The following is a 25,184-nucleotide window of genomic DNA, read 5'->3' on the forward strand; positions in this document are numbered from 1 at the left end:
CGGCCCCGCCCCGGATCGGCGCGGACGCGAGCTCGGCAGCCGGGACCGCGGCCGGGCGCGGCTCCTCCTTCTTCTTCTCCTCCGTCGGGCGGACCGCACCGGCACCGGTCAGCGAGCGGACCTCCATCTCGGCGTACGTGGCGGCATCGAACCGCTCGCGGCCGCCGAGCAGCGTGCCGACGACACCCAGCAGGAACGACGCCGGGATCGACACGAGGCCCGGGTTGGACAGCGGGAAGATCGAGAAGTCGACGCTCGGGATCATCGCGTTCGGCGAGCCGGACACCGCGGGCGAGACCACGATCAGCGCCACGCAGATCAGCACGCCGCCGTAGATGCTGCACAGCGCGCCGGTGGTGTTGAACCGCTTCCAGAACAGCGAGAACAGGATCGTCGGCAGGTTCGCCGAGGCGGCGACGGCGAACGCCAGCGCGACCAGGAACGCCACGTTCTGGCCGTTGGCGAGGATCCCCCCGCCGATCGCGACGAGCCCGATGACCAGCGCCGTCGTCCGCGCGACCCGCACCTCGGAGTCCGGCGACGCCGTGCCGCGCCGCAGCACGTTCGCGTAGACGTCGTGTGCGAACGACGCCGACGCGGTGATCGTCAGGCCGGCGACGACCGCGAGGATCGTGGCGAACGCGACCGCCGAGATCAGGCCCAGCATGAGCTCACCGCCGAGCGCGTACGCGAGCAGCGGGGCGGCGTCGTTCTGGTTCTCCCGGGTGATCGTCCCGGCCGGCAGCAGCGCCGTCGCGCCGTAGCCCAGGACCAGCGTGAACAGGTAGAACGTGCCGATCAGCCAGATCGCCCACACCACCGAGCGCCGGGCCTCCTTGGCCGAGGGCACGGTGTAGAAGCGCATCAGGATGTGCGGCAGGCCCGCGGTGCCCAGCACCAGGGCCAGTCCCAGCGAGATGAAGTCGATCTTGTTGGTGTACTGCAGGCCCGGGTCGAGGATCGCCTCGCCGTGCTCGGAGTTGTCGGTCGCGTGCTCGAGCACCGCGGAGAGGTCGAACCCGTACCGGCCGAGCACCCAGGTGGTCAGCACGGCGGCTCCGGTGAGCAGCAGGCCCGCCTTGATGATCTGCACCCAGGTGGTGCCCTTCATGCCGCCGAACAGCACGTAGAAGATCATCAGACCGCCGACGACGACGATCACCATCGCCTGCGAGAACGTGTCGTCCTTCGGGATCTGCAGCAGCAGCGAGATCAGGCCACCGGCCCCGGCCATCTGGGCGATCAGGTAGAACAGCGACACGATCAGGGTCGAGGTCGCGGCGGCCGCCCGGACGGGCCGCTGGCGCATGCGGAACGCCAGGACGTCGCCCATGGTGAACCGGCCGGTGTTGCGCAGCAGCTCGGCGACCAGCAGCAGGGCCATCAGCCAGCCGACCAGGAAGCCGATCGAGTACAGGAACCCGTCGTAGCCGTAGAGGGCGATCGCGCCGGCGATGCCCAGGAACGACGCCGCGGACAGGAAGTCCCCGGCGATCGCCGTGCCGTTCTGCGGCCCGGTGAACGCGTGGCCGCCGGTGTAGTAGTCGGCACGGGTCGCGTTGGTACGGCTGACCCGCAGCACGATCATCAGGGTCACGATCACGAACAGCAGGAAGAACCCGAGGTTCGCGGTGACGCTGCCGACCGACTCGGCCTGGGCGAGGACGGCGGTCACGCGCCCACCTCCTGGTGTCCGGACTCGACCCGCGCCCGCAGCTCGGCGGCCGGGCCGTCGAGCTCGCGCTCGGCGAACCGCACGTACAGGGTCGTGATCACGAAGGTGCTGACGAACTGGGCGAGACCGATGAGCAGGCCGACGGTGATCGTCCCGGCGACCCGGATCGACATGAACTCGGGCGCGTAGCTCGCGAGGCCCACGTAGGCCAGGTACCAGGCGAGGAAGATCGCCGTCATCGGGAACACGTAGCGGCGCAGCCGGCCCCGGAACGCCCGGAACTCGGGGCTCGCCTGGACCTGCTCGTAGATGGTGCCGGCCGAGCGCTCAGCTGGGCTGCTCATGACGCCGTTCACCGGTCCTTTCGGTCGTGCTGGCGGGGAGCGGGGCGCGGTGCGGCCTCCGGGACCACGCCACGCCCGTGGACGAACTCGTCCTCGTCCCCTTGCACAACGAGTGGGGCCGGGCTGAGCGACGTCCGCGGAGGCCGAACCGCCGCAAGAACCCCGGTCCGGAGCAACTCCGCCGCCGATCCGGTCACGTACCGTGAGCCGAACGGTGGTCCGTTCAGCCGCGGTCGTCCAAACGATCCCGCATCAGGCCCAGCCGTTCGGGTGCATGGAGTCGCAGAAGTACCTGCCCGGCGTCCGCGGGACGGCGCGTCCGGGTGATCCCAGACACGGCGACCATGGTCAGGAACGCCAGCGGCACGCTCACGATGGCCGGCCGATAGAGCAGCACCTCGACCCAGCCGCCGGTGGCGACGGGCAGGTACGCCTGCAGCCCGCTGATCGCGGCGGTCACCGCCCCGGCCGACGTCACCCCGCCGACGACCACGCCCGCGATCGCGCCGACGTCGGTCAGCCCGCGCCACCAGATCCCCAGCACCAGCAGGGGACAGAAGGTCGAGGCCGCGACCGCGAACACCAGCACCACGGCCTCGGCGAAGTTCAGCCCGGTCGGGACGAGCGCGACGACCGTCGGCGGGAGCCCGGCCAGCACGGTGGCCACCGGGAAGCGCCGGGCCAGCCCGCCCTTGCCGGGCAGCACGTCGGTGGACACGACGCTGGCCAGGCTCACCAGCAGGCCGGACGCCGTCGACAGGAACGCCGCCCACGCCCCGGCCGCCACCAGACCGGCGACCAGCGAGCCGACCAGACCGCTGCCCAGGATCGCGGTCGGCAGCAGCAGCACCGCGGCGTCGGTGCGGCCGGTGACCAGCAGCTGGGGCGTGTACACCCGCGACAGCACGCCCATCAGGGTCACCAGGACGTAGAAGCTGCCCAGCATCGCCAGGACGACGACGGCGCTGCGCCGGGCGGCCCGGCCGTCGGAGTTGGTGTAGAAGCGGCCCAGCACGTGCGGCAGGCCCATCGTGCCCAGGAACGTGGCCAGGATCAGCGAGTACGTGGCCAGCAGCTGGTGCTGCTCGGAACCGGTGAACGGGCGCAGCCAGCTCTCGTCGTCGGTGGGGGCGCCGCTGGTCACCGGGACCGGCTCACCCGCGGCGAACGAGAGCTCGGTGCCGGTCGCGACCCGGTGCGCGGACCCGGCGGTCCAGCTGACCGGGCCGTCGACCGGCTGCCCGTCGACGGTGCCGCGGACGGTGACGTCCACCGACCGCGGGGCCTCCAGCGTCACCGGGGTCTCGACCGAGACGGTGGTCGGCTCCCGGAACTCCGGCGGCTCGTCGCGGGCGAACGTGTGCGAGTCGCCGAACCAGACCGCGAGCCCGATGATCACCGGGACGGTCAGCGCGGTGAGCTTGAACCAGTACTGGAAGGCCTGCACGAACGTCACCGAGCGCATCCCGCCGAGCGCGACCGTGGCCACCACGATCACTCCCGCGGCGGCCGAGCCGATCCAGTCCGGCAGGCCGGTGATGATCCCCAGGGTGAGCCCGGCGCCCTGGATCTGCGGCAGCAGGTAGAGCCAGCAGATGAGGATCACGACGGCGGTGCAGACCCGGCGCAGCGGCGGTGAGGCGAGCCGGGCGTCGGTGAAGTCGGGGACGGTGTAGGCACCGGAGCGGCGCAGCGGTGCCGCGACGAGCAGCAGCAGGAACAGGTAGCCGGCGGTGTAGCCGACCGCGTACCAGAGCGCGTCGACGCCCTGGACCAGGATCAGGCCGGCGATGCCGAGGAACGAGGCCGCGGACAGGTACTCGCCGGAGATCGCGCCGGCGTTCAGCCGGGACGGCACCGAGCGCGACGCGACCAGGAAGTCGGACGTGAGGCGGGTCCGGTGCACGACCGAACCGATCACCGCCGACGCCACGGCCACCAGCACGATCGCGACCAGCGAGATGATCGCGGTGAGGCTCATCGCAGTCCTTCACTCACCTGTCGGCCACGTCCTCCGCGAACTCCTGCTCCGCGGTCTCCGAGGACCGCACGAACCACCAGCCCAGGCCCAGCAGGAACGGGTAGACCAGGATCCCGAGCAGCAGCCAGGGCAGCCGGATGCCGAGGACCTCGACGGTGCCGAGGGACGGAACGGCCATGAACAGGGCCGGGAGCATGCCCAGGCCGAACAGCGCGACCATGCCGACCCGCAGGGCGAGCAGCAGCTGCGTGCGGACCAGGGAGTTGCGCAGCAGGGTTCCGACCGTGCCCGGGTCCTGGACGTCGGACAGCCGGCGCGACGAGTGCGCGGTCGACCGGCGCTCGGAGAGCACGATGCGGATGCGGCCGCTGCCCGGGCCGTCGTCGCCCTCCTGAGCGTCCGGCTCGACGGCGACCGGGGCGTCGGTGGGAGCGGCGGCGAACCGGCGCGGCCGGGCGCCCGTGTAGGGCTCGGGCGCATCGAGCCCCGCGGCGGGCGCCGGTGTGACCGGGGCGTCGAGGCCGGGGGCGCGCCAGATGACCTCGGTGCGCTCGGTCGCGTCCTCGTCCGGGTCCCCGAAGTCACCGAACTCCCCGTCGAGATCCGGATCGAGGTCTTCTGCGACGGCGTCCTCGTCGTCCACCGTCGGGGACGACGGTGCGGGGCCGGACGGGCCCGCCGCCGGGGGCCTGCTGCGCCGGCCGCCGGCGGTCCAGTGGGTCGGGACCGGGCTGGTCTCGGGGTGCTCCCCGGTCCCGGGGGCGGTCGGGGCCGGCGGGGAGCCGGTGTGGAGGGCCTGGGCGTCGGGCGTCCACTTCGCGCTCCACGCCGACGTCGTGGCCCCCGGGACGCGGCGCGGAAGACCGGAGGCCCCGGTGACCGGCGGCCACTGCTTGCCGCTGTCGGTCGGGCCGGGTCCGCCGAAACCGGTGGTGTCGCGGACGCCGTCCGGGGCGTACGGGTCCGGGTCCACGTGCGAGCGCGGGCGGGGCCCACCGGTCCGGCGGGGTCGTGCCGGACCGGGCTCGTCGTCGGCGTCCTCCGGCTGCCCGGGGGTCCCGGCAGGCGCCGTCGCGCGGCCGGCCCCGGTGGCCCCGGCCCCGGGCTCGTCTGCCTCCGGGGACGTGGTCCCGGCCGGTGTGCCTCCGGTCGAGCCGGTCCCGGTCGGTCCGGCCCCCGTCCGCTCGACGTCCGTCGGCGCAGCCCCGGCAGACCCGGTCGCCGTGGGCGCAGCCCCGGCAGGCCCGGTCGCCGTGGGCGCAGCCCCGGTCGGGCCGGTCGCCGTGGATGCGGTCCCGGACGGCCCGGTCGCCGTGGGCGCCGCTCCGGTCGGGCCGGTCGCCGTGGATGCGGGCCCGGACGACCCGGACCCCGCGGGCACAGCACCGGACGGGCCGGTCCGCACGGACGCGGTCCCGGTCGGTCCGGGCCTCGTGGATGCAGCCTCGGACGGCCTCCCCTCCGCGGGAGCAGTTCCGGACCCCGCGGGTGCAGTCCACGGCCCGGCCCCCGGCGACGGGGCCTCGGTCGGCCCGGACTCCGCGGCGGCGGTCCCGGCCGACCCGGACCCCGGAGCCGCGGTTCCGGTCGGCTCGGCGTCCGTGGAGGTCGGCTCGGCGTTCGTGGGGGCGGTCCCGGTAGGCCGGGACTCCGGGGCCGCAGCCCCGGTCGGCCCGGTCCCGGACTGCTCGGCCTCTGTGGGCCCGTTCCCGGCCGGCGGGGCCTGCCCGGCGGTCCCGGCAGCGGCGGGGTCCGCGCGGGCGGCGTGCCGGCCGGACGCCCCGGACCGGTCGGCGACCCGGCGGGCGATCTCCTGCTGCAACCAGTCCGAGCTGCCGCCGGTCCCGGGTCCCCCGCGGGCACGGCGGGCCGCCCGGCCGCCGCTCGACTCCGGTCCGGAGCCGCCGGGCCCGGGGTCCGCGGACGGGGCGGCGGCGCGCGGCGCCCGGGTCGGCTCGGGGTCCGGGCGCGGAGCGGGCCCCGGCGTCGGCTCGGGGGGTGGTTCCGGGGCCGGCTCGGCCGCGCTCATCCGGGCCGTCCCGGCGGCGTCCCGCTGCGGTACCAGGACGGGGCGGGGGTGCTCGGCCGAGATGCTCGGGCTGCGGGGTTGCTGCGGGACCGGTACCGGCGCGCGCTCCGACGGGCGGTGGTCGTGCGCGGCGTGGCCGGTGGGTCCGGGGGTCGGGCTCGCGGACCCCTCCCGGGACAAGACGTTCTCCGAGGCCGCGGTGTGCTCCGCGGGCGTGGTGTGCTCCGCGGGCGTGGTGTGCTCCGCGGGCGTGGTGTGCTCCGAGGCCGCAGGGCTTCTCCGGGCGGCAGCGCCCTCCCGGGCGGCAGCGCCCTCCCGGGCGGCAGCGCCCTCCCGGGCAGCAGCGCTCTCTCGGGCAGCAGCGCTCTCTCGGGCGACAGCGCTCTCCGGGGCGGCAGCGCTCTCTCGGGCGGCAGCGCTCTCCGGGGCGGCAGCGCTCTCCCGGGCCACGACGTGATCCGCGCCCGTGGCGCCGGCCCAGCGGTCGGTGGTGCCGTTCGGTCCCGCAGCGCGGCGCGTGCCCGCCGGGGACGTGCCGCCGTTCCGGGCGTCGGCGGCGCGCCGGAGGGCGGCGCCGTCCGGCCACCCCGCGGCGGTGTCCGGGTCCTCGGACCCGGCGAAGTCGTCCGGCGTCCGCTCGGACGTCGGACGCACCGACGGCTGGACGCCGCCGGTGGACCTGCTCACCTCTGGCTCCACGCCTGCTTGGTCGCGCGGACGAGGCGGTCCTTCAGTTCACGGGTGTGGCGGCGGCTGACCGGGAGCTCGGCCGTCTCCGGGCCGGACCCGATCCGGACGACGTAGCCGGACCCGGCCAGGCGCAGCTCGGTGACCAGCGGCAACGCGACCAGGAACGAGCGGTGGATCCGGACGAAGCCGGCGTCGCGCCAGCGGTCCTCGAGCACCGACAGCGGTATGCGGACGAGGTGGCTGCCCTCGGTGGTGTGCAGCCGGGCGTAGTCGCCCTGGGCCTCGACGTAGCGGACCGCGGACCGCGGGACCAGCTTCGTCGTGCCGGCCAGCTCGACCGGGATCACCTCGTCGTCGCCCGCGACGTCACGGACCGGCTCGACCGGGGCGGCGCGGCCGGTCGTCATGATCCGGTCCAGGGCGGCGGAGAGGCGCTCGGTGCGCAGCGGCTTGAGCAGGTAGTCGATGGCGCCGACGTCGTAGGCGTCGACGGCGCGGTCGTCGTGCGCGGTCACGAACACGATCGCCGGCTGCACGGCCATGTTCTTCAGCACCCGGGCCAGCTCGAGCCCGTCCAGGCCCGGCATCCGGATGTCGAGGAACACGGCGTCGATGTCGGTCTGCTCGGCGACGTCCGTCCCCCCACCGGGCCCGGCCGGACCACCGGCGGGTGCGGCCCGGCGACTGTTGAGGATGCGCAGCGCCTCGGTGGCCTCCCCGGCCTTCAGGACCGTCGCGACACGAGGGTCCTCGTCCAGCAGGAAGGCCATCTCCTCGAGCGCGGGCTGCTCGTCGTCCACCGCGAGCACGACCAGTCCCCGAGTGGTGGTGTCGTTGCTGTCCACGATCTCCTCATCCTGCTTCCGGGCCTGGGCCGGGAAGCCATCGTCATCGATGATCGCCCGGCGCCGCGACCATGGTGACGTGCGAACGCGCGGGATGCCAGGGCACGACCCGGATCGGTGACCGGCCGGACACGCTGGGCATCGTGGCGCACCCGTCCCCGGCCCGCTATCCGGGTCAGAGCCCGTACCGCGCCCAGACCGCTCTCGTCTCGATCGCGGAGAGCACCTCGGTCGCGAGGTCGCCCGGCCGCCCCGGCAGCGACGCCCGGGCGGCGGACCCCGCGCCGAGCCGGGCCAGCAGCGGCTTGCGCTGCTCGACCGGGCGCTGCTCGGCGTCCGGGAACCGTTCGGTCAGGACGTCGTGGACGTTGCCCACGCCGTCGACCAGGCCCAGCTCGCGGGCCCGCTCGCCCAGCCACACCTCGCCGTCGAACAGCTCGGCGCCGCCGCGCTTGAGCCGGTCCCCCCGGCGCTCGCGGACCCATCCGGTGAACCGCTCGTGCATCTGCTCCTGCAGGCCGTTCAGCCAGGCGACGTCCTCCGCTTTCTCCGGCAGGAACGGGTCCAGCCGGGACTTCGACCCGCCCGCGGTGTGCAGCCGGCGCGAGACACCCCACCGCTCGATCAGGCCGTCCAGCCCGAACCCGGCGCTGATCACCCCGATCGAGCCGACGATCGAGGTCGAGCAGGCGTAGATCTCGTCGGCGGCGCACGCGAGCCAGTAGCCACCCGAGGCGGCGACGTCCTCGCAGAACGCGAGCACCGGGACGCCCGACTCGTCGGCCAGGCGCCGGATCCGGTCCCCGATGAGCTGTGACTGGGTGGGCGACCCGCCCGGCGAGTTGATCACCAGCGCGACCGCGGCGAGCCGATCCGGGGCGAACGCGCGCTCGAGCACCTTCTCCACCGACGCGGCGTTCAGCGTCTGCCGCGGCACCGGGGCCGTCTGCGCGGTGATCACCCCGTGCAGGCGCACCACCGACACGACCGGAGCACCGGCCGCCGCACCGACGGTCGCGCCGAGCCTGCCGGGCAGCCGATCGGTCACCGCAGCGGGAATACGCAGGACGTCCATGCGGTCCCACCGTACGCGCGCGCACAGCGTGACGGCGGGTGACCGGAACGGCACAGCGGGCGCATCACACGTCGTCCGGGTGGAGCAGTCTCCCGGCCGGTTCAGGCCCGGATGCCCGCCCGGAACTTCGGCACCCGCAGCGTGATCTTCATACCGGCGCCGACGTTGGTGTCGACGACCAGGCCGAAGTTGTCCCCGAACGCGGAGCGCATCCGGTCGTCGACGTTGCCCAGGCCGACGTGCGCGCCGGAGAGGTGGGCGTCGTCGAGGTCCTCGTTCAGCCGTGCCGGGTCCATGCCGACGCCGTCGTCCTCCACCACGATCACGCACTCGGACCCGGCGTTCTCCGCGCGGATGGTGACGGTGCCACCGTTCGGCTTGCCGGACAGGCCGTGGCGCACCGCGTTCTCCACCAGGGGCTGCAGCGCGAGGAACGGCAGCACCACGTTCTTGATCTCGTCGTCGATCTGCAGACGGATGTTGAGCCGGTTGCCGAAACGGGCCTTCTCCAGCTGCACGTAGCGCTCGATGTTGTCGAGCTCGTCGGTCAGCGTCGTGTACTCACCGGCCGAGCGGAACGAGTAGCGGGTGAAGTCGGCGAACTCGATCAGCAGCTCCCGGGCCCGGGTCGGGTCGGTCCGGATGAACGACGCGATCGTGGTCAGCGCGTTGTAGACGAAGTGCGGCGAGATCTGGGCGCGCAGCGCGCGGACCTCGGCCCGGTTCAGCCGGGCCCGGGAGTCGTCGAGCTCGGCGAGCTCCAGCTGGCTGGAGACGTACCGGGCGACCTCCCCGGTGGCCCGCAGGACGGGCGGGCCCGCCGTCGACGGGGTCAGCGCGGCGAGCGTCCCGATGATGGCGCCGTCGCTCTCCAGCGGCACCACGACGATGCCGCGCACCTCGCAGCCCGGCTGGTTGCACTTGATGGAGGTGTGGCTCATCAGCTCCATCCGGCCGGTGGAGACGACGCGGTCGGCGAGCGTCTGGACGTCCTGCTGGTGCTGGTCGGCGCTGCCGTCCCAGCCCAGGACGGCGCCGCGCGAGTCGGTCATCGCCATCGCGGTGGTCTCCAGCAGCTGGCGCAGGTAGGGCAGCGCCTGCGAGGCCGACCGGGCCGAGAGTCCCTCCCGCAGCACCGGCGCGGCCAGCGCCACCGTGTGCAACGCCGAGAACGTCGCCTTGGCCAGCGGGGAGACCATGTTGTTGCGGCGGTTGCGCTGCCACATGAACACGAAGACCGCGACCACCACGACGACGACCACGACGGCCATCAGCAGCACCAGCGACGGCGAGATGCCGGCCGGTCCGTCGACCACCGCGAGATCCACCGCTCCGACTCCCGACACCGCCCGCACCTATTTCACCAACCGCGACAGCCGGCGGTCGGCGAGCGGCTTGCCGCCGGTCTGGCAGGTCGGACAGTACTGGAACGATCTCTCCGCGAAGGAGACCTCCCGGACGGTGTCGCCGCAGACCGGGCAGGGGAGCCCGGTACGGGCGTGCACCCGCAGGCCGGAACGCTTCTCCCCCTTCAGCTCCGCGGCCCCCTGCCCCACCGACCGGGCGACGGCGTCGGTCAGCACCCCGTGCACCGCCTCGGACAGCGCGTCCCGCTGCGCGGTGGTCAGCCGCGAGGCGGTGGCGTACGGCGACAGCCGGGCGGTGTGCAGGATCTCGTCGGAGTAGGCGTTGCCGATCCCGGCGAGGGTGGCCTGGTCGGTGAGCACCGTCTTCAGGCGCCGGCCGTCGCCGTCGAGGAGCGCGTCGAGCCCGTCGCGGGTCAGCTCCAGCGCGTCCGGGCCGAGCCGCGCGATGCCGGGGACCTCCGCGGGGTCGCGCACCAGGTACAGGGCCAGCCGCTTCTGGGTCCCGGCCTCGGTCAGGTCGAACCCCGGCCCGCCGACGGTGTCGAGGTGCACCCGCAGCTGCAGCGGGCCACGGCCAGGCTTCGGCGGACCGGCGCCGGCGCTCGCGTGCCAGCGCAGCCAGCCGGCCCGGGACAGGTGGGTGATCAGGTGCAGCGGGCCATCGTCCGGCCGGTCGACGAGGTCGACCGAGAGGAACTTCCCGAACCGCGACGCCCCGGTCACCACCCGCCCGGTCAGCGCCGACACCGGCGGATCGAACGTCTTGAGCGCGCTCATCGAGGCCAGGTCCACCCGGGCCACGGGGCGGTACACGGCGTGCTCGCGCAGGTGGTGGGCCAGCGCCTCCACCTCGGGGAGTTCCGGCACGGCGGCTCCTAGTCCGGGGCTCCTGGGGCGCCTAGTTGATGGGCTGCAGCGGGCTGTCCGCGTGCCCGGGGGTCGACCGGTTCTTCAGGCTGCGGATCACGACCTTCGTCTCCTCCCGGGCGGTCGCGAGCCCGCGCACCATCCCGGTCCACTTCTCCGGCGGCAGGTCGTAGCCGCCCTGGGTCTTCGCGGTGATCGTGAACGGCCGCCGCAGCAGCCAGCGGGCCGGGAAGAATCCGACGCCGACGAGCACCACGACCCAGTAGAACCAGGGGAAGACCACGTGCTCGGGCACCCAGATCAGCATCATCAGCCAGAAGAAGACGAGCATTCCCAGGATCAGCACGACCGCGCCGCTCCCGGCGTCCACGTCGTGCTCGAACTCGTCACCCACGGCCGGTGTGGTCCACTCGACCCGCCGCTGCACCTGCCACTCGCGGTAGTCCGCCGCGATCACCGTCTTCGTCGCCAAGGTCCGTGCTCTCCCTGCGCCGGGCCGGGCTCCCTGCCCGGTCCGTGGTCGATGTTCCCACAGCGCACCGCCAGAACCGAGCGAAACGCCCCACCCGCACCGTCACGCCCGACCCGCACCGCCACACCCGCACCCACCCGGACGAAGATCCGCCGCACGCTCACCGGATACGGGAACGCTCACCGGATGCGGCCCCTGCTCACGGGATCGGGTGCGCGTTCTCCGGATCGGTGAGCGACCGGCTCGGCGCGACGTCAGCAGGCCGGCGTCAGCAGGCCGGGGTGGTGGGTTCCCGTTCGGGGGTGTTGGGGGCCAGGAGCTCCGACCGGGTGAGGACGACGGGTTCCGCGCCGTCGTTGCGCAGCTCGTTGGGCTCGCCGTCGCCGAGGAAGAACGCCTGGCCGGGCCCGAACGTCTGCGGCTCGCAGCTGCCCGCCCGCTGCACCGTGACGGTGCCGGAGCGGACCGCCGACGTCGCTGTTCCGGGGTGCCGGATCCAGCCGGTCGCCTGGCCGGGCTGCAGCACCTCGGTGCGCACCAGCAGCTCCGCCGGCCCCGGGGTCGCGATCTCGACCGGGCGGTCGAGGGCGCCGCGGGCGTCCGAGCCGGCCTGCGCGACCGGTGCCCCCGGCACGCCGGGCAGTCCGGTCGCGGCCGGGGCGTCGGGCGCCGTGGATCCGGGATCGGCCGGTGCCGACGAGCGGTCCGGACCGGCGGCGCCGGACTCCTCGTGACCGAGCTGGCCGGGCTGCGCGCATCCGGCGAGCAGCGCGCCGACCACCACGAGCAGGGCGCCGGCGGCCACGTGGACACCGGTCGGGGTGCGGGTACGCACGAGCAGGGCCTCCCGGGGAGCGAGACGGATCTCCGCGAGGCTAACCCGGGTCGGCCGGCCCGGCTCACCACGCCAGCGGGAGCCGGGTGATCCCGTTGATGAAGTTCGAGGTCAGCCGCCGCGGCTCCCCGCCCGCGCGGGCCTGCGGCAACCGCAGGAACGCGGTGAAGAACACCCGCATCTGCAGCCGGGCGAAGTGCGCACCGAGGCACAGGTGCGGGCCCTGCCCGAACGCGAGGTGGTCGTTCGGTGCGCGGTCCGGGTCGAACCGGTGCGGGTCGGCGAAGCGCCGTTCGTCGTGGTTGGCCGAGCAGTGGTAGACGACGACCTTGTCGCCCGCCCGGATCCGCGCGCCGCGCAGCGTGAGGTCACGGGTGGCCGTCCGCCGGAAGGTCAGCACCGGCGGGTGCCACCGCAACATCTCCTCGACCGCGGCCGGCAGCAGCGCCGGTTCGGCACGCAGCCGGGCGTACTCCTCCGGGTGGTCGAGCAGGGCCAGCACCCCACCGGGCAGCGCGCTGCGCACGGTGTCGTTCCCGGCGATGACCAGCAGGAAGAAGAACATGTGCAGCTCGGGGCCGGTGAGCCTGCGCCCGTCGACCTCGGCTCGCACGAGCGCGGTCATGACGTCGTCGGCGGGCTCGGCCCGCTTGCGCTCGGCGAGGGCGTCGGCGTAGCCGAACATGTCGGCCAGCGCGGCCGGCGACCGCGGGTTCACCGGCGGTCCGGCGGCCGGGTCGTCCGTGCCGCCGTGCTCGGGGTCCTGGTAGCCGATGACCCGGTTCGTCCAGTGCAGCAGCCGGTCGCGGTCCTCGGCGGGCACGCCGAGCAGGTCGGACAGGTTCTGCAGTCCGAAGTCGTCGGTGACCCGGGTGGTCAGCTCGCACCCGCCGTCGTCGCGCACCGCGGTGAGCAGGCGTTCCGCCCGCTCGGCGACGACCGCCTCGAACGACTCCATCCGCCGCCGGGTGAACGCGCCGGAGACCAGGGTGCGCAGCCGCACCTGTTCGGGCGGGTCCATGTTGAGGATCATCCGGCGCAGGAACGGCAGGTCCTCCGGGTCCGGGTCGCGGATCTGGGTCGCGCCCAGCGACGAGGAGAAGTCGGCCGGGCTGCGCAGGACGTGCCGGACGTCGTCGTACCGGGTGATCGCCCAGAAGCCGGGCCCGGCGGGCCACGGGCCGACCGCGTGCTCGTCCTGCCAGGAGACCGGGGCCTCGTCGCGCAGCAGGCGCAGGTCCTCGTGCGGGATGCCCCGGGCGAAGGTCCGCGGGTCGAACACGTCCACGGTCACACCGGCACCGTAATCAGGTGGCGCGGCTCACGACCAGCCACTTTGCATTGCACTGGGTAACGGTGCAATGCTTGCGCGCGCCAACTAGTTGCGTGCTACATGCACTTTCGAGGGAGGGAGCCGCGATGCGCCCCGCGGAACCCACCGCCGAGCCGGACGAGGCCGAGCTCGAGCTCGCCGACACCGTCGTCCGCGAGCTGTTCCTGGTGACCCGGCAGGTCAAGCGCTCGGCCGAGCGGCACCGCCCCGAGATGATCGTCGACATGGCCGGCTACCACGTGCTGGCCCACCTGCACTTCGGCGGCCCGCAGCGGGCCACCGAGGTCGCGGCGACCTTCCACACCGACCCGTCGACGATCAGCCGTCAGGTGTCCTCCCTGGTCCGGACCGGGCTCGTGGAGCGCCGGGCCGATCCGGCCGACGGCCGCGCGTCGCTGCTCGCCGCCACCGCCGACGGCGTCCGGGTGATCGAGACCGAGCGACGCCGGCGCGCCCGGGTGATCGCGCAGGTACTCGGCTCCTGGGAGCCGGCCGACCGCGACGCGCTCACCGGGCTGCTCGGCCGCTTCCTCGCCGACTTCCAGGAGCACGAGGCGCAGCACGCCGAGGCCCGCACCACCGAGGTCCACACCAACACAGATCTCCAGCACGACCGAGCACAGGAGTCCTGAATGTCCACCGCTGCCGCCGGTGCGCGGCCCGCCGCCGCGAGTGCGGACGGGGAACTCACGCACCGGCAGATCCTGACCGTCCTGGGCGGACTGATGCTGGGCATGTTCCTGGCCGCCCTGGACCAGACGGTCGTCTCGACCGCGGTCCGCACGATCGCCGACGACCTGTCGGGACTGTCGCTGCAGGCGTGGGCGACCACCGCGTTCCTGATCACCAGCACGATCGCGACGCCGCTCTACGGCAAGCTGTCCGACATCTACGGCCGCAAGCCGCTGTTCATGATCGCGATCTCGATCTTCCTGGTCGGTTCGGTGGCCTGCACCGCGGCCTGGTCGATGTACTCGCTGGCCGCGTTCCGCGCGGTGCAGGGCCTCGGCGCGGGCGGTCTGATGTCGCTGGCGCTGACCATCCTCGGCGACATCGTCCCGCCCCGGGAGCGGGCCCGCTACCAGGGCCTGTTCCTCGCGGTGTTCGGCACCTCCAGCGTGATCGGCCCGGTGATCGGCGGCCTGCTGTCCGGCGTGGACACCTTCCTCGGGGTCGACGGCTGGCGCTGGATCTTCCTGGTCAACGTGCCGATCGGGCTGGTCGCGCTGGTCGTGGTCTACAAGGTCCTCAACATCCCGCACGTGCCGCGGCCGGCCCGGATCGACTGGCCGGGTGCGCTGGCACTGACCCTGTGCCTGGTGCCGTTGCTGATCGTGGCCGAGCAGGGCCGCGACTGGGGCTGGGCCTCGACGTCGTCGATCGTCTGCTACGTCATCGGTGCCGTCGGCCTGGTGCTGTTCCTGGTGGCCGAGCGCGCCTACGGCGACGACGCCCTGCTGCCGCTGCGCCTGTTCCGGACCGGCGTGTTCTCGCTGTCCAGCGTGATCAACCTGCTGATCGGCATGGCGATGCTCGGCGGGATCGCGCTGCTGCCGCAGTTCCTGCAGCTCGTGCACGGGGCCACCCCGATCGAGGCGGGCTTCATGATGCTGCCGATGGTCGGCGGGATCATGGTCGCCTCGGTCGCGTCGGGCCAGCTGACCTCGCGCACCGGCCGCTACAAGATCTTCCCGGTGCTCGGGACCGCCTTCATCACCATCGCGATGGTGCTGTTCTGGCAGACCCTGACGCCGGAGATCCCGATCCTGCAGCTCGACCTGACGATGGCGCTGCTCGGGCTCGGCCTGGGCCTGTGCATGCAGACCCTGGTGCTCGCCGTGCAGAACGCGATGCCCGCCCGGGACATGGGTGTGACCACCTCGTCGGTCACCTTCTTCCGGCAGATGGGCGGCACGCTCGGTACCGCGGTGTTCCTCTCGGTGGTCTTCTCCACCGCGGGCGACCGGATCGGCGAGGCGTTCCGCTCCGCGGCGGGCACCGCGGGGTTCCGCGCCGCCGTCGCCGACCCGGCGGTGCTCGCCGACCCGGCGAACCGGCAGGTCGTGCAGGGGATGCAGTCCGGCGCCGCGAGCTCGTCGGTGCTGAGCGACTCGTCGTTCCTGCAGCGAATCGACCCGCGGCTCGCCGCCCCGTTCCAGGAGGGCTTCACCAGCTCGATGACGCTGGCGTTCCTCGTGGCCGCCTGTGTGATCGCGGTGGCGTTCGTGCTGGTGCTGTTCCTCAAGGAGCTGCCGCTGCGCACCATGTCCGGTGCCCAGGCCGCCCGGGCCGAGGCCGAGGCCGAGGCGCGGGCGAGCCTGCCCACCGGGGACCCGGTCACCGCGGCGCCGGTCCCCGCACCGGCCGGGCGCGGGGGCGGGCACGAGCCCGCGGCGGCCCCGGTCCCGGTGGACCCGCCGACCGCACCGCTCGCGACGGTCCCGGCCCGCGGACCCGTCGCCGACGAGAGTGTCCCGGCGGACCGTGCGGTTCACGGGGGCCCGGAGCGCCTGACCAACCCGGCGGACGCGGCCACCGCCGGCGGACCCGGAGAGGGAGCCATGAGCAACGGAACAGCACCCGACGCCGCCACGGCGGGCGGACCGGGCAGCACGGGACCTGCCGTCGCCGGGCGGGTCCGGGACGAGGCCGGCACCGCGCTGCCCGGCGTGACCGTCACCGTCGCGCGGCTGTCCGGTGAGCAGATCGGCCGCACGGTCACCGACGACGACGGCCACTACCACGTCGCGGTGCACGCACCGGGCACGTACCTGGTCGTCGCCGCGTCCGGCTCGCTCCCGCCGCACGCGGCCACCGTCGGGGTCGGAACCGGGACGGCCCGGCACGACGCCCGCCTGGCCGGTGGCAGCGGGGTGCGCGGCGCGGTCCGCGACGCCGGCGGGCAGGGCGTGGCCGGGCTGACCGTCTCGCTGATCGACGCCGGCGGGGACGTGGCCGCCTCCGGCCGGACCGGTGAGGCAGGCCGGTTCGTCCTGACCGGTGTCCCGGAGGGGCGCTACACGCTCACCGCGGTCGGCGAGGCCGTCGACCCGGTGGCGGTCGGGGTCGAGGTCCCGGCGGTGGGTGCGGCCACCCAGGACCTGCGGCTGCCCCAGCGCGCACGGCTCACCGGGCGGGTGACCGCCGCACCGGACGGCCTGCCGGTCAACCAGGCGCTCGCCACGCTGATCGACGCCGACGGGGCCGTCGTCGGGTCGCGGCTGTCCGGCCCGGACGGCACGTTCACCTTCGACCGGCTGCAGGCCGGTAGCTACACGCTCGCGACCAGCGGCTACCCGCCGGTGGCGACGGTGGTGGCGCTGGAGTCCGGCCGGGTGACGCACTCGGACGTGGAGTTCCCGCACCCGCTCGACGAGCCGGGCAGCGCGCCCGCCCCGTCCCCGGCCGACAACGGGCGCGTCGTCCGGGAGGGCGACCCCCGGTAGTGGTTCCACGTGGAACGGCCCGGTCTCCCGTGCGGGGGGCCGGGCCGTTCCACGTAGCGGCACCGGTGGTCCGCGTACGTGGTTCCACCCTCCCCGCCCGGCCCGGACGGGTCGACCCTCGGGCACCCCATCGGACCCGAGGAGGCGTCGTGACCACCACCGACCTGCCGGCCGTCGCCGGCTTCCGCGGCACCCTGTTCGTTCCCGGCTCACCCGGCTACGACGACGCGCGCCGCGTCTGGAACGCCGCCGTCGACCGGCGACCCGCGATCGTCGCCCGTTGCACCGGCCCGGCCGACGTCGTCGCCGCACTGGCCCACGCCCGGGAACGGCGGCTGCCGGTCGCGGTGCGGGGCGGCGGCCACAGCATCCCCGGCTTCTCCACCTGCGACGACGGCCTGGTCGTCGACCTCTCCGGGCTGCGGGAGGTCCATGTCGACCCGAAGACCCGGTCGGCGACCGCCGGCCCCGGCGCGACCTGGGCCGAGTTCGACCGGGAGACCCAGGCGTTCGGCCTGGCCACGCCGGGCGGGGAGGTGTCCGACACCGGGGTGGCCGGGCTGACCCTCGGCGGCGGGATCGGCTGGCTGTCCCGGATGCACGGGCTGAGCTGCGACAACCTGCTCGCCGCCGACGTCGTGACCACCGACGGGAGACTGCTGCGGGCGAGCGCGCAGGAGCTGCCGGAGCTGTTCTGGGCGCTGCGCGGCGGTGGCGGCAACTTCGGCGTCGTCACCCGCTTCCACTTCCGGCTGCACCCGGTCGGGCCCGTGTGGGGCGGCCCGCTGATGTTCGCCCCCGACGAGGCCGCGGGGGTGCTGGCCGGTCTGCAGGACCTCGTCGCCGACGCCCCGCGCGAGCTGTCCGCGCTGTGCGTGCTGGCCACGCTGCCGCCGTCGCCGGAGCTGCCGACGGTGCTGCGCGGGCGGCGCGGGCTGGTCGTGATCCCCGCCTGGTTCGGCGACCCGCAGACCGGTCACGAGTGGCTGGACCGGGTGCGGCGGCTCGGAGACCCGCTGGTCGACGCCGTCGGCCCCACCGACTACGTGTCGCTGCAGTGCAGCACGGACGCGATGACCCCGCCCGGTCGGGCGTCCTACGTCCGCTCGGACCTGCTCGGCCCGCTCGACGACGGGGTCCTCGCCGCGCTGGTGGCGCGCTGGGCCGAGGTGACCTCACCGTTCTCCGGGGTGCTCCTGCGGGTCACCGGCGGGGCCATGAACGACCCGGGGCCGGGCGCGACCGCGTTCCCGCACCGCAGCAGCCGCTGGATCGCCACCGCGGCGGCGATGTGGGAGCCCGGCGGGGCGGCCGGGCCGCACGCGGCCTGGGCGCGCGCGGTGTGGCGCGCCATGCGCCCCGCCGCCGCGGGCACCTACGTCAACCACCTCGACGGCGACGAGGGGCCGGACCGGCTGGTCGAGGCCTACGGCGGTGCGGAGCGGCTGCACCGGCTCGCGGCCGTGAAGGCCGCCTACGACCCGGACAACACGCTGGCGCTGAACCAGAACATCCGGCCGATGGCCTGACGACAGGGCTGAACGGCCGTACCGCGGGTCGCGCCGGTGGCGATACTGACCGGGTGTCCCGGCTCCGGTGCCCCGTGCTCACCGGGCGCGAGGCGGAGCTGGCCCGGCTGCACCGGGGCCTGGAACGCGCCCGGCGCGGGCACGGCGGGCTGGGCGCGGTCGTCGGGGAGGCCGGCATCGGCAAGTCCCGGCTGGTCGACGAGCTGGCCGGCGGTGCCCGCGGCCGGCTGCCGGTGCTCATCGGTCGGGCGGTCGACGGCGACGGGTCGGCGCTGCGGCCGTTCACCGAGGCGTTGCTGGCCGGGCTGCGGCGCGGCCCCCCGCCGGACGCCCCCGGGCTGGCGGCGTTCCACCCGGCCCTGGGCCGGCTGCTGCCGCACTGGCGTCCTACCGCGGGCCCGCCCGCCGTCGCCGACCCGGTCCCCTGGCTCGCCGAGGGCCTGCTGCACCTGCTGCGGGCGCTCGCCACGCCACCGGGCCGGACTCCGGGCCTGGTGCTGGTGCTGGAGGACCTGCACTGGTCCGATCCGGACACGCTGACCGTGCTGGAGTACCTGGCCGACAACGCCGCCGCCGAGCCGGTGCTGCTGGTGGCCACCGGCCGCGACGGCCCGGGTCCGTGGCCCGAGCTGCTGCAGCGGCTCTCCGCACGCGGCGCCGCCGAGGTCGTCGCCCCCGGACCGCTGAGCGCCGCGGCGGTGTCCGCCATGGCCCGGGCCTGCCTGGACCGGCCGGTGCCCGGGGAGGTCACCGCCCGGGTCGCCGCCCGCAGCGGTGGCGTCCCACTGCTGGTCGAGGAGCTGCTGGCCGCCGCCCCGTCGGGAACGGCGCTGCCGCCGGACCACGCGGCCGGCGTGCGGGACCGGACGGCGGCGCTGTCCCCGCGGGCACGGCGGGTGCTGCGGCTGGCGGCGGTGCTCGGGGAACGGGTCGACCGGTCGCTGCTGCCGGCCGCCTCGGGCGCGGAGGGTGACGCCGTGCGGGACGCGCTGGACGAGGCCGCCCGGGCCGGGCTGCTGGAGGGCACCGGGCCGGGCGGCGTCCCGGCGTTCCGGCACGCGCTGACCCGCGACGCCGTGCTCGCCGACGTCTGGCCCGCGGAACGCGCCGAGCTGGCCGGGGCGGCGCTCGAGGCGGTCCTGGCCACCGGCGACGGCGAGCGGGGCGGGCTCGCCGCGCGGCTGGCCGAGGAGGCGGGGGAGCCGGACCGGGCGGCGGACCTGCTGGTCGGGGTGGGGCGCACCGAGCGGCGGCGCGGTGCGCTCGCGACGGCCCGCGACGCGCTGGACCGGGCGACGCTGCTCGCCCGGGACCCGCTCGTCGCCACCGCCGTCGCCGAGGAGCTCGCCGAGGTCCTGGTGCAGACGGGCCTGCCGCAACCGGCGGCCGCGGTGACCGAGCGGCTGCTGGCCCGGCTGGACGGCCTGGACGCGGCCGTGTCCCGGCGGGTCGGCGCCGTGCTGCGGCTCGCGCGGGCCCACGCCACCGCCGGGCAGTGGGACGCGGCCGACGCCCGGATCGCCCACGCCCGCGACCTCGGCGGGGCGGGCCCGGCCGCCGACCTCTGCGCGGCGCACGTCGCGATCGGCCGCAACCGGTTCGCCGAGGCCGAGCGGCTCGCCGCGGCCGTGCTCGACGCCACCGTGCCGGCCGGCCCGCACGAGCCGGCCTGCGAGGCGCTCGAGCTGCTCGGCCGGGTGGCCCGCCGCACCGACCTGGCCCGGGCGCAGCTGCTGTTCGAGCGCGGGCACGCCCTCGCCGAGGCCCACGACCTGCCCGTGTGGCGGGTCCGTGCGCTGCACGAGCTGTCTACTGTGGATCTGTTCACGGGTCTCCGGACGGACCGGGCCGAACGGGCCGTCGCCGAGGCGTCCGGTCTCGGGGCGCTCGCACTCGCCACGACCGCCGAGTTCCACCTGGCGGTGCTGCGGTGCTGGCGCGGCGAGACCGGAGCGGCGCTGGAACACCTGGGCCGCGTGGTCCCGGCCTGCGACCGGCTCGGGCTGCCGGTGCAGGCGATGGCGGCCGCCGTCACCGCCGAGGTGCACGCCGACCGCGGGGAGGCGGCCGCGGCACTGGCCCAGGCCGGGCGGGCCCGGTCCCTCGCCCCGGACGACGCGCACGTCGCCGCGGTCGCCGAGCACGTGACGGCGACACTGGCGCTGCTCGCCGAGGACCGGGCGGCCGCGCTGACCGCACTGGACCGGGCACTGGTCCACATCGCGCAGGACTCCGACACCACCTCGGGGCCGCCGCTGGGCCGGTGGGTGCTCGTGGCAGCGCTCGAACGCGGCCGGGTGGCGCTGGACGCGGTCGCCGGGTATCCCGGCCGGTCGCTGGCCCGCTGGACGGTCGCCCACGTGTACTGGGCCGAGGCGGTCTGCCACGGGCGTGCGGGCGACCGGGTGGCCGCGGAACGGGCCTTCGCCGCCGGTCAGCGCGCGTTCACCGAACCGGTGCCGATCCCGCACTTCCTCCACGTCGGACGGCGGCTGGTCGCCGAGGCCGCACTGGCCGACGGCTGGGGCGACCCGGCGGGCTGGCTGGCCGAGGACCTCGCCTGGTTCACCGCCGCCGGGTTCGAGGCACCGGCCGCGGCCTGTCGCAGGATGCTGCGGCACACCGGCGCCCGGATCGCCCGGCCCGGCCCGGTCGCCCCGGCGCTGCGCCGGCACGGCGTGACCGCCCGCGAGGCCGAGGTGCTCGGCCTGCTCACGGCCGGGCTGTCCAACCGCGACATCGCGGCCCGGCTCGGGCTGTCGCACCGGACCGTGGAGAAGCACGTCGAGCGGCTGCTCGCCAAGACCGGCTCGGGCGGCCGTGCCGAGCTCGCGGTCCGCTCCGCCACCGGGGACTGGTGACCGGCCCGGCGCCGCGGCGGCGTCACACGGCGATCGCCGCACCCACCCCCGAACGCGGGTCGACGGCCGCGTGCAGCGCGCCCGGCCCGCCACCCCCGGGCACGGCGCTGCCCCGGCCGACCGCGCACATCCGGCCCAGCGCCCAGTTCCCGGCGTCGACGACGTCGTGCCCGCGGCGCCGGAGCCCGGCCAGGGTGTCCGCACCCAGCCGGGACTCCACGACCAGCCCGTGCGGCTCCCAGCCGCGCGGTGCGAACGACGCCGGGAACGCCGTGGAGTGCCAGGCGGGGGCGTCGATCGCGGCCTGCAGGTCAAGCTCGCCGTGGATCATCGCCAGCAGCAGGCACAGCTGCCACTGGTCCTGCTGGTCACCGCCCGGGGTGCCGAGCGCGACCGCGGGCTCGCCGTCGCGCAGCGCCAGCGACGGGCTCAGCGTGGTGCGGGGCATCCGGCCCGGGGCCATCGAGCTGGGCAGGCCCTCCTCCAGCCAGAACATCTGCCCGCGGGTGCCGAGGCAGAACCCGAGGGCCGGGATCGTCGGCGACGACTGCAGCCACCCGCCCGACGGCGTCACCGAGATCATGTTCCCGGCGGCGTCGACGACGTCGACGTGCACGGTGTCCCCGCGGGCGACGCCCTCCCGGCTGACCGTGGGCTCGCCGGTGCCCGGGCCCTGGACCCCGGTGCCGCGACCGGCCCCGGGCCGCGCCGCGTAGGCCCCGATCCGCGGCCGTCGCCCGGCGGGCGAGCCCGGGCGCAACGTGCCGTCCGACGTGGACCCGATCAGCGCCCGGCGGGCGGCGGTGTAGTCGTCGGAGAGCAGCTCGGCCAGTGGCACGTCCCCGCCGGCCGGATCCCCGTACCAGGCCTCCCGGTCGGCGAATGCCAGCTTGGCCGCCTCGGCGGCGGTGTGCACCGTGCCCTCGCTCGCCACCCCGCCCGGCAGTTCGAGGTCCGTCCCGGACAGCAGCCGCAACTGCTGCAGCAGCACCGGGCCCTGGGACCACGGCCCGCACTTGGCGACCGACCAGCCGCGACCGGCGTCGGCGACGACGGCGTCCTCGTAGTGCGCGGACCAGCGCGCCAGGTCGTCGGCGGTCAGCAGGCCGGTGTGGTCGCGGCCGGTCTCGTCGCGGACCGGGGTCGCGCAGAAGCGTTCGATCTCCTCCGCGACGAAGCCGCGGTACCAGGCGTCGCGGGCCGCGTCGATGCGTGCCTCCCGGTCCGGCCCGGTCGCGGCACCAAGCAGCCGCTGCCAGGTCGCGGCCAGCGCGGGCAGCCGCACGATCTCCCCGGCCCGCGGCACCCGTCCGCCGGGCAGCCAGGTCGCCGCCGAGCTCGGCCAGTGCGTCCGGAAGTGCTCGGCGACCACCGCCAGCGCGTCCGGGATGCGCGGGACCAGCGGGAACCCGCCCGCGGCGTAGCCCAGTGCCGGTTCGAGCACGTCGGCGAGCTCCCAGGTGCCGTGATCGCGCAGCAGGCTCAGCCAGCCGTCCCAGGCGCCGGGCACGGTCGCCGGCAGCAGCCCGGTGCCGGGCACGATCTCGCACCCGGCTCGCCGTAACCGGTCGATGCTCGCGGCCGCCGGGGCGACACCCTGCGCGCAGAGCACCCGCGGGACCGGGTCCGCGGCGGTGACCAGGACCGCGGGGAGCTCTCCCCCGGGCCCGCACAGGTGCGGTTCGACGACCTGCAGGACGAACCCGCAGGTCACGGCCGCGTCGAAGGCGTTGCCACCCCGGGCCAGCACGGACGCCGCGGCGGCGGTGCCGAGGTGGTGGGTGCTGCTGACCGCGCCGCGCGGGCCGATCCGGTCGTGCACGAGCGGGCTGGGCGGACTGTGGGAGCTGTGCGGGTCCACGGCCCGCATCCTCACACGGCGGTGTCGGCCAGCTCACTCACCAGGGGGACCTCCTCGAGGATCCGCTCCGAGGACATCCACTCCCGCAACGCCTGCGTGGCGAGCACGTCGTCGGTGTTGTAGCCGATGAGCCGCTCGCGCTGGCGCGGGTCGGGCTCGCCGCCCTCCAGTGCGACGGCGTCGCGGTACCAGCGCATCGAGTTCTCCCCGCCCGCCTCCGGGTCCCGCCAGCTGAACCCGGCCGCGGGCGCGATCTTCTTCAGGCCCTTGCCCTGCGCGCACAGGAACCAGGTGGAGACGACGCCGTAGAGATCCACCCAGCACGGGTCCTCGATGAACGCGCGCACCTCCGCCTCGGTCGGCACACCCGGCACCCCGCCGAACCGCTGCGCCGACGAGAGCATCCACCGGTTCTCGGCCTGCTCGTTGTAGCAGTACGCGGCGAACGTGCGGCCCGACGCGAGCGCGGCCGCACGGGTCCGCATCAGCCAGGTCCAGAACTCGCCGAACGAGCGCCCCTCGTCGGGGGTGGGCAGCGGTTCCCAGGTCGCGAACGCGCGGTAGCCCGGCTCCGGATCCCCGTCCCGCCGGCCACCGGGATGGGACAGCAACGCACCCCACAGGTAGGCGCCGGACTCACCGAAGCTCTCCATGTCGACGTCGACCTCGACGTCGGCCCGCGGCACCGGCACCCGCGGCACCCGGCGGGCCACGGCGAGACCGTGCCGGCGGGCCCGGGCCAGCGGCACCAGGTCGGTGAGCGGCGGGCCGGGCAGCGGGGTCACCAGGTGCCGCGGCGGCGCCGCCGGATCCAGCGCGGCCAGCGCCGCGACCGTGCCGACACCGGACTCCCGCAGCAGCCGGCCGGTCTCGCCGTGCGCGACCAGGCTGACGTCGTCGGCCCGCTCCAGCTCGGCCTCGCAGGTCGGCCACCACGGGCAGCGCCGGCACTCGGTGACCCGCGACGGCGCGGCCAGCGCCGGGGCACCGGTCGCGGCCGCGCGGGCGACGGCCGAACGGTCGGTGAACCGGGCGTCGTACTCGGCGAGGGTGGACCGGTCACCCGGCCAGTGCGCGGCGTGCAGGTCGTGCCAGACCACGACGTCGGCGTCCAGCCCGATCACCCCGCCCGGCCGGGGCGCGGACGCCGGGGGTGCCCAGCCGGCCGCCTCGAGCAGCCGGGTCAGCTGGGCCAGTGCCAGCAGGTCCCGCGGCTGGGACCGGACCTTGCGGTCCGGGTCGGGGCGGGCGCGCTGCGGCCACGGATCGGTGACCGCGGTCGTGCGGGCCCCGGAGCCCGGGTCGGTGATCCGGCGGCGGACCACCAGCACCGGGACGTACCCGCCGCCCGGCACCCGGACCAGCAGCTCGGCCGTGCCGCGCCGGTCGGCGTCGAGCGGGAGGACCGCCCCCCAGATCATCGGGGCGCCGGCCGCCACCAGCTCCGCGGTCCGTGCGGCCCGGGCCGCACGCGAGCCGGGTCGCGGCCCGGGGTCCGCACCGCCGCCCGCTGCCGGGGCGCCCGCCCCGGGATCCGGCGTGTCCGCGCCGCTCGCGACCGGCTCCGCACCGGGCCCGGACGGGTCCGACCGGTTCGCCGCCGGTTCCGCGCCGTTCCCGGGTTCCGCGCCGTTCCCAGGTTCCGCGCCGTTCCCGGCGAACCCCGCCCCGCCACCGATGACCGGCCCGGCCGCACCGCCCGGCCAGGTGCTCGCCCAGTCCGCGCCCCAGGTGCCGGCGAGCAGCTCCCCGATCCGCACCCGGTGCGCGGCCGCATCGGAGCGCCGCTGCTCGATGGCCGGATCGGGCAGCGCACGCGGCGAGCCGGCCGCCGCCGGGTCGTGGTCCAGGTGCACCCGGCGCCGGCAGCCGCTGAGCGCAGCGGCGTCCAGGAGGACCCGTGGTGCGGTCCGGGATCCGGTCGAGGTGCTCACAGGGGTCGAGGGTAGAGACCACCCCCGACGGTTCCGGCGG

Annotated in this window: 16 protein-coding genes and 1 pseudogene; 4 read left to right on the forward strand and 13 right to left on the reverse strand. The window is 75.5% G+C overall.

Annotated features, from left to right (window positions below; genetic code table 11):
* Positions 1 to 76: 76 nt before the first annotated feature.
* From BM093_RS11175 to BM093_RS11225, 11 genes and pseudogenes are all read right to left on the reverse strand, one after another.
* Positions 77 to 1,675, reverse strand: a pseudogene (locus BM093_RS11175) (solute symporter family protein); the annotation flags it as partial.
* Entirely contained in the window at positions 1,672 to 2,019 is a 348-nt protein-coding gene (locus BM093_RS11180) for a DUF485 domain-containing protein (RefSeq protein WP_177238396.1), read from the reverse strand. The gene BM093_RS11180 and the pseudogene BM093_RS11175, both read right to left, overlap by 4 nt.
* A gap of 223 nt (positions 2,020 to 2,242) precedes the next feature.
* Positions 2,243 to 4,000, reverse strand: coding sequence for a sodium/solute symporter (locus BM093_RS11185; RefSeq protein WP_093341217.1), 1,758 nt, complete (start codon positions 3,998 to 4,000; stop codon positions 2,243 to 2,245).
* Between the two features lie 13 nt (positions 4,001 to 4,013).
* Positions 4,014 to 6,716, reverse strand: coding sequence for a hypothetical protein (locus BM093_RS11190; protein WP_093341220.1), 2,703 nt, complete (start codon positions 6,714 to 6,716; stop codon positions 4,014 to 4,016).
* Entirely contained in the window at positions 6,713 to 7,564 is an 852-nt protein-coding gene (locus BM093_RS11195) for a LytR/AlgR family response regulator transcription factor (protein WP_093341223.1), read from the reverse strand. Before BM093_RS11195 ends, BM093_RS11190 begins: the two co-directional genes overlap by 4 nt.
* Positions 7,565 to 7,739: 175 nt before the next feature.
* A complete protein-coding gene (locus BM093_RS11200) occupies positions 7,740 to 8,639 on the reverse strand; it encodes a S49 family peptidase (RefSeq protein ID WP_093341426.1) in 900 nt (299 codons plus the stop codon).
* A gap of 101 nt (positions 8,640 to 8,740) precedes the next feature.
* The gene (locus BM093_RS11205) at positions 8,741 to 9,985 is read right to left on the reverse strand and encodes a sensor histidine kinase (protein WP_245773453.1); all 1,245 of its coding nucleotides are present in this window, start codon (positions 9,983 to 9,985) and stop codon (positions 8,741 to 8,743) included.
* 9 nt (positions 9,986 to 9,994) lie between these two features.
* Positions 9,995 to 10,873, reverse strand: coding sequence for a DNA-formamidopyrimidine glycosylase family protein (locus tag BM093_RS11210; protein WP_093341226.1), 879 nt, complete (start codon positions 10,871 to 10,873; stop codon positions 9,995 to 9,997).
* Between the two features lie 31 nt (positions 10,874 to 10,904).
* The gene (locus tag BM093_RS11215) at positions 10,905 to 11,345 is read right to left on the reverse strand and encodes a hypothetical protein (RefSeq protein WP_093341228.1); all 441 of its coding nucleotides are present in this window, start codon (positions 11,343 to 11,345) and stop codon (positions 10,905 to 10,907) included.
* A gap of 268 nt (positions 11,346 to 11,613) precedes the next feature.
* Complete coding sequence (locus BM093_RS11220; RefSeq protein WP_093341231.1) at positions 11,614 to 12,180, reverse strand: cupin domain-containing protein; 567 nt, start codon at positions 12,178 to 12,180, stop codon at positions 11,614 to 11,616.
* Between the two features lie 64 nt (positions 12,181 to 12,244).
* Positions 12,245 to 13,474, reverse strand: a complete 1,230-nt coding sequence (locus BM093_RS11225) for a cytochrome P450 (RefSeq protein ID WP_218162736.1) — start codon at positions 13,472 to 13,474, stop codon at positions 12,245 to 12,247.
* Between the two features lie 125 nt (positions 13,475 to 13,599).
* Here BM093_RS11225 and BM093_RS11230 point away from each other — a divergent pair, with 125 nt between their 5' ends.
* The 4 genes from BM093_RS11230 (at position 13,600) to BM093_RS11245 (ending at position 21,349) form a co-directional block, all read left to right on the forward strand.
* A complete protein-coding gene (locus BM093_RS11230; RefSeq protein WP_093341234.1) occupies positions 13,600 to 14,145 on the forward strand; it encodes a MarR family winged helix-turn-helix transcriptional regulator in 546 nt (181 codons plus the stop codon).
* Entirely contained in the window at positions 14,146 to 16,959 is a 2,814-nt protein-coding gene (locus BM093_RS11235) for an MFS transporter (RefSeq protein WP_093341237.1), read from the forward strand.
* Between the two features lie 149 nt (positions 16,960 to 17,108).
* A complete protein-coding gene (locus BM093_RS11240) occupies positions 17,109 to 18,488 on the forward strand; it encodes an FAD-binding oxidoreductase (RefSeq protein WP_218162737.1) in 1,380 nt (459 codons plus the stop codon).
* Between the two features lie 53 nt (positions 18,489 to 18,541).
* A complete protein-coding gene (locus BM093_RS11245; protein WP_177238397.1) occupies positions 18,542 to 21,349 on the forward strand; it encodes an ATP-binding protein in 2,808 nt (935 codons plus the stop codon).
* Positions 21,350 to 21,371: 22 nt separating this feature from the next.
* On the opposite strand, the gene BM093_RS11250 is transcribed toward BM093_RS11245, so the two are convergent.
* Together BM093_RS11250 and BM093_RS11255 are read right to left on the reverse strand one after the other, a co-directional pair.
* Positions 21,372 to 23,210 carry a gamma-glutamyltransferase family protein gene (locus BM093_RS11250; protein WP_425439134.1) on the reverse strand — a complete coding sequence of 613 codons (1,839 nt, stop codon included), beginning with the start codon at positions 23,208 to 23,210 and terminating at the stop codon, positions 21,372 to 21,374.
* A gap of 11 nt (positions 23,211 to 23,221) precedes the next feature.
* Positions 23,222 to 25,144, reverse strand: a complete 1,923-nt coding sequence (locus BM093_RS11255; RefSeq protein ID WP_245773454.1) for a TM0106 family RecB-like putative nuclease — start codon at positions 25,142 to 25,144, stop codon at positions 23,222 to 23,224.
* Between the last annotated feature and the right edge of the window lie 40 nt (positions 25,145 to 25,184).

The organism is Pseudonocardia ammonioxydans (assembly GCF_900115005.1).
GTDB classification, from domain to species: domain Bacteria; phylum Actinomycetota; class Actinomycetes; order Mycobacteriales; family Pseudonocardiaceae; genus Pseudonocardia; species Pseudonocardia ammonioxydans.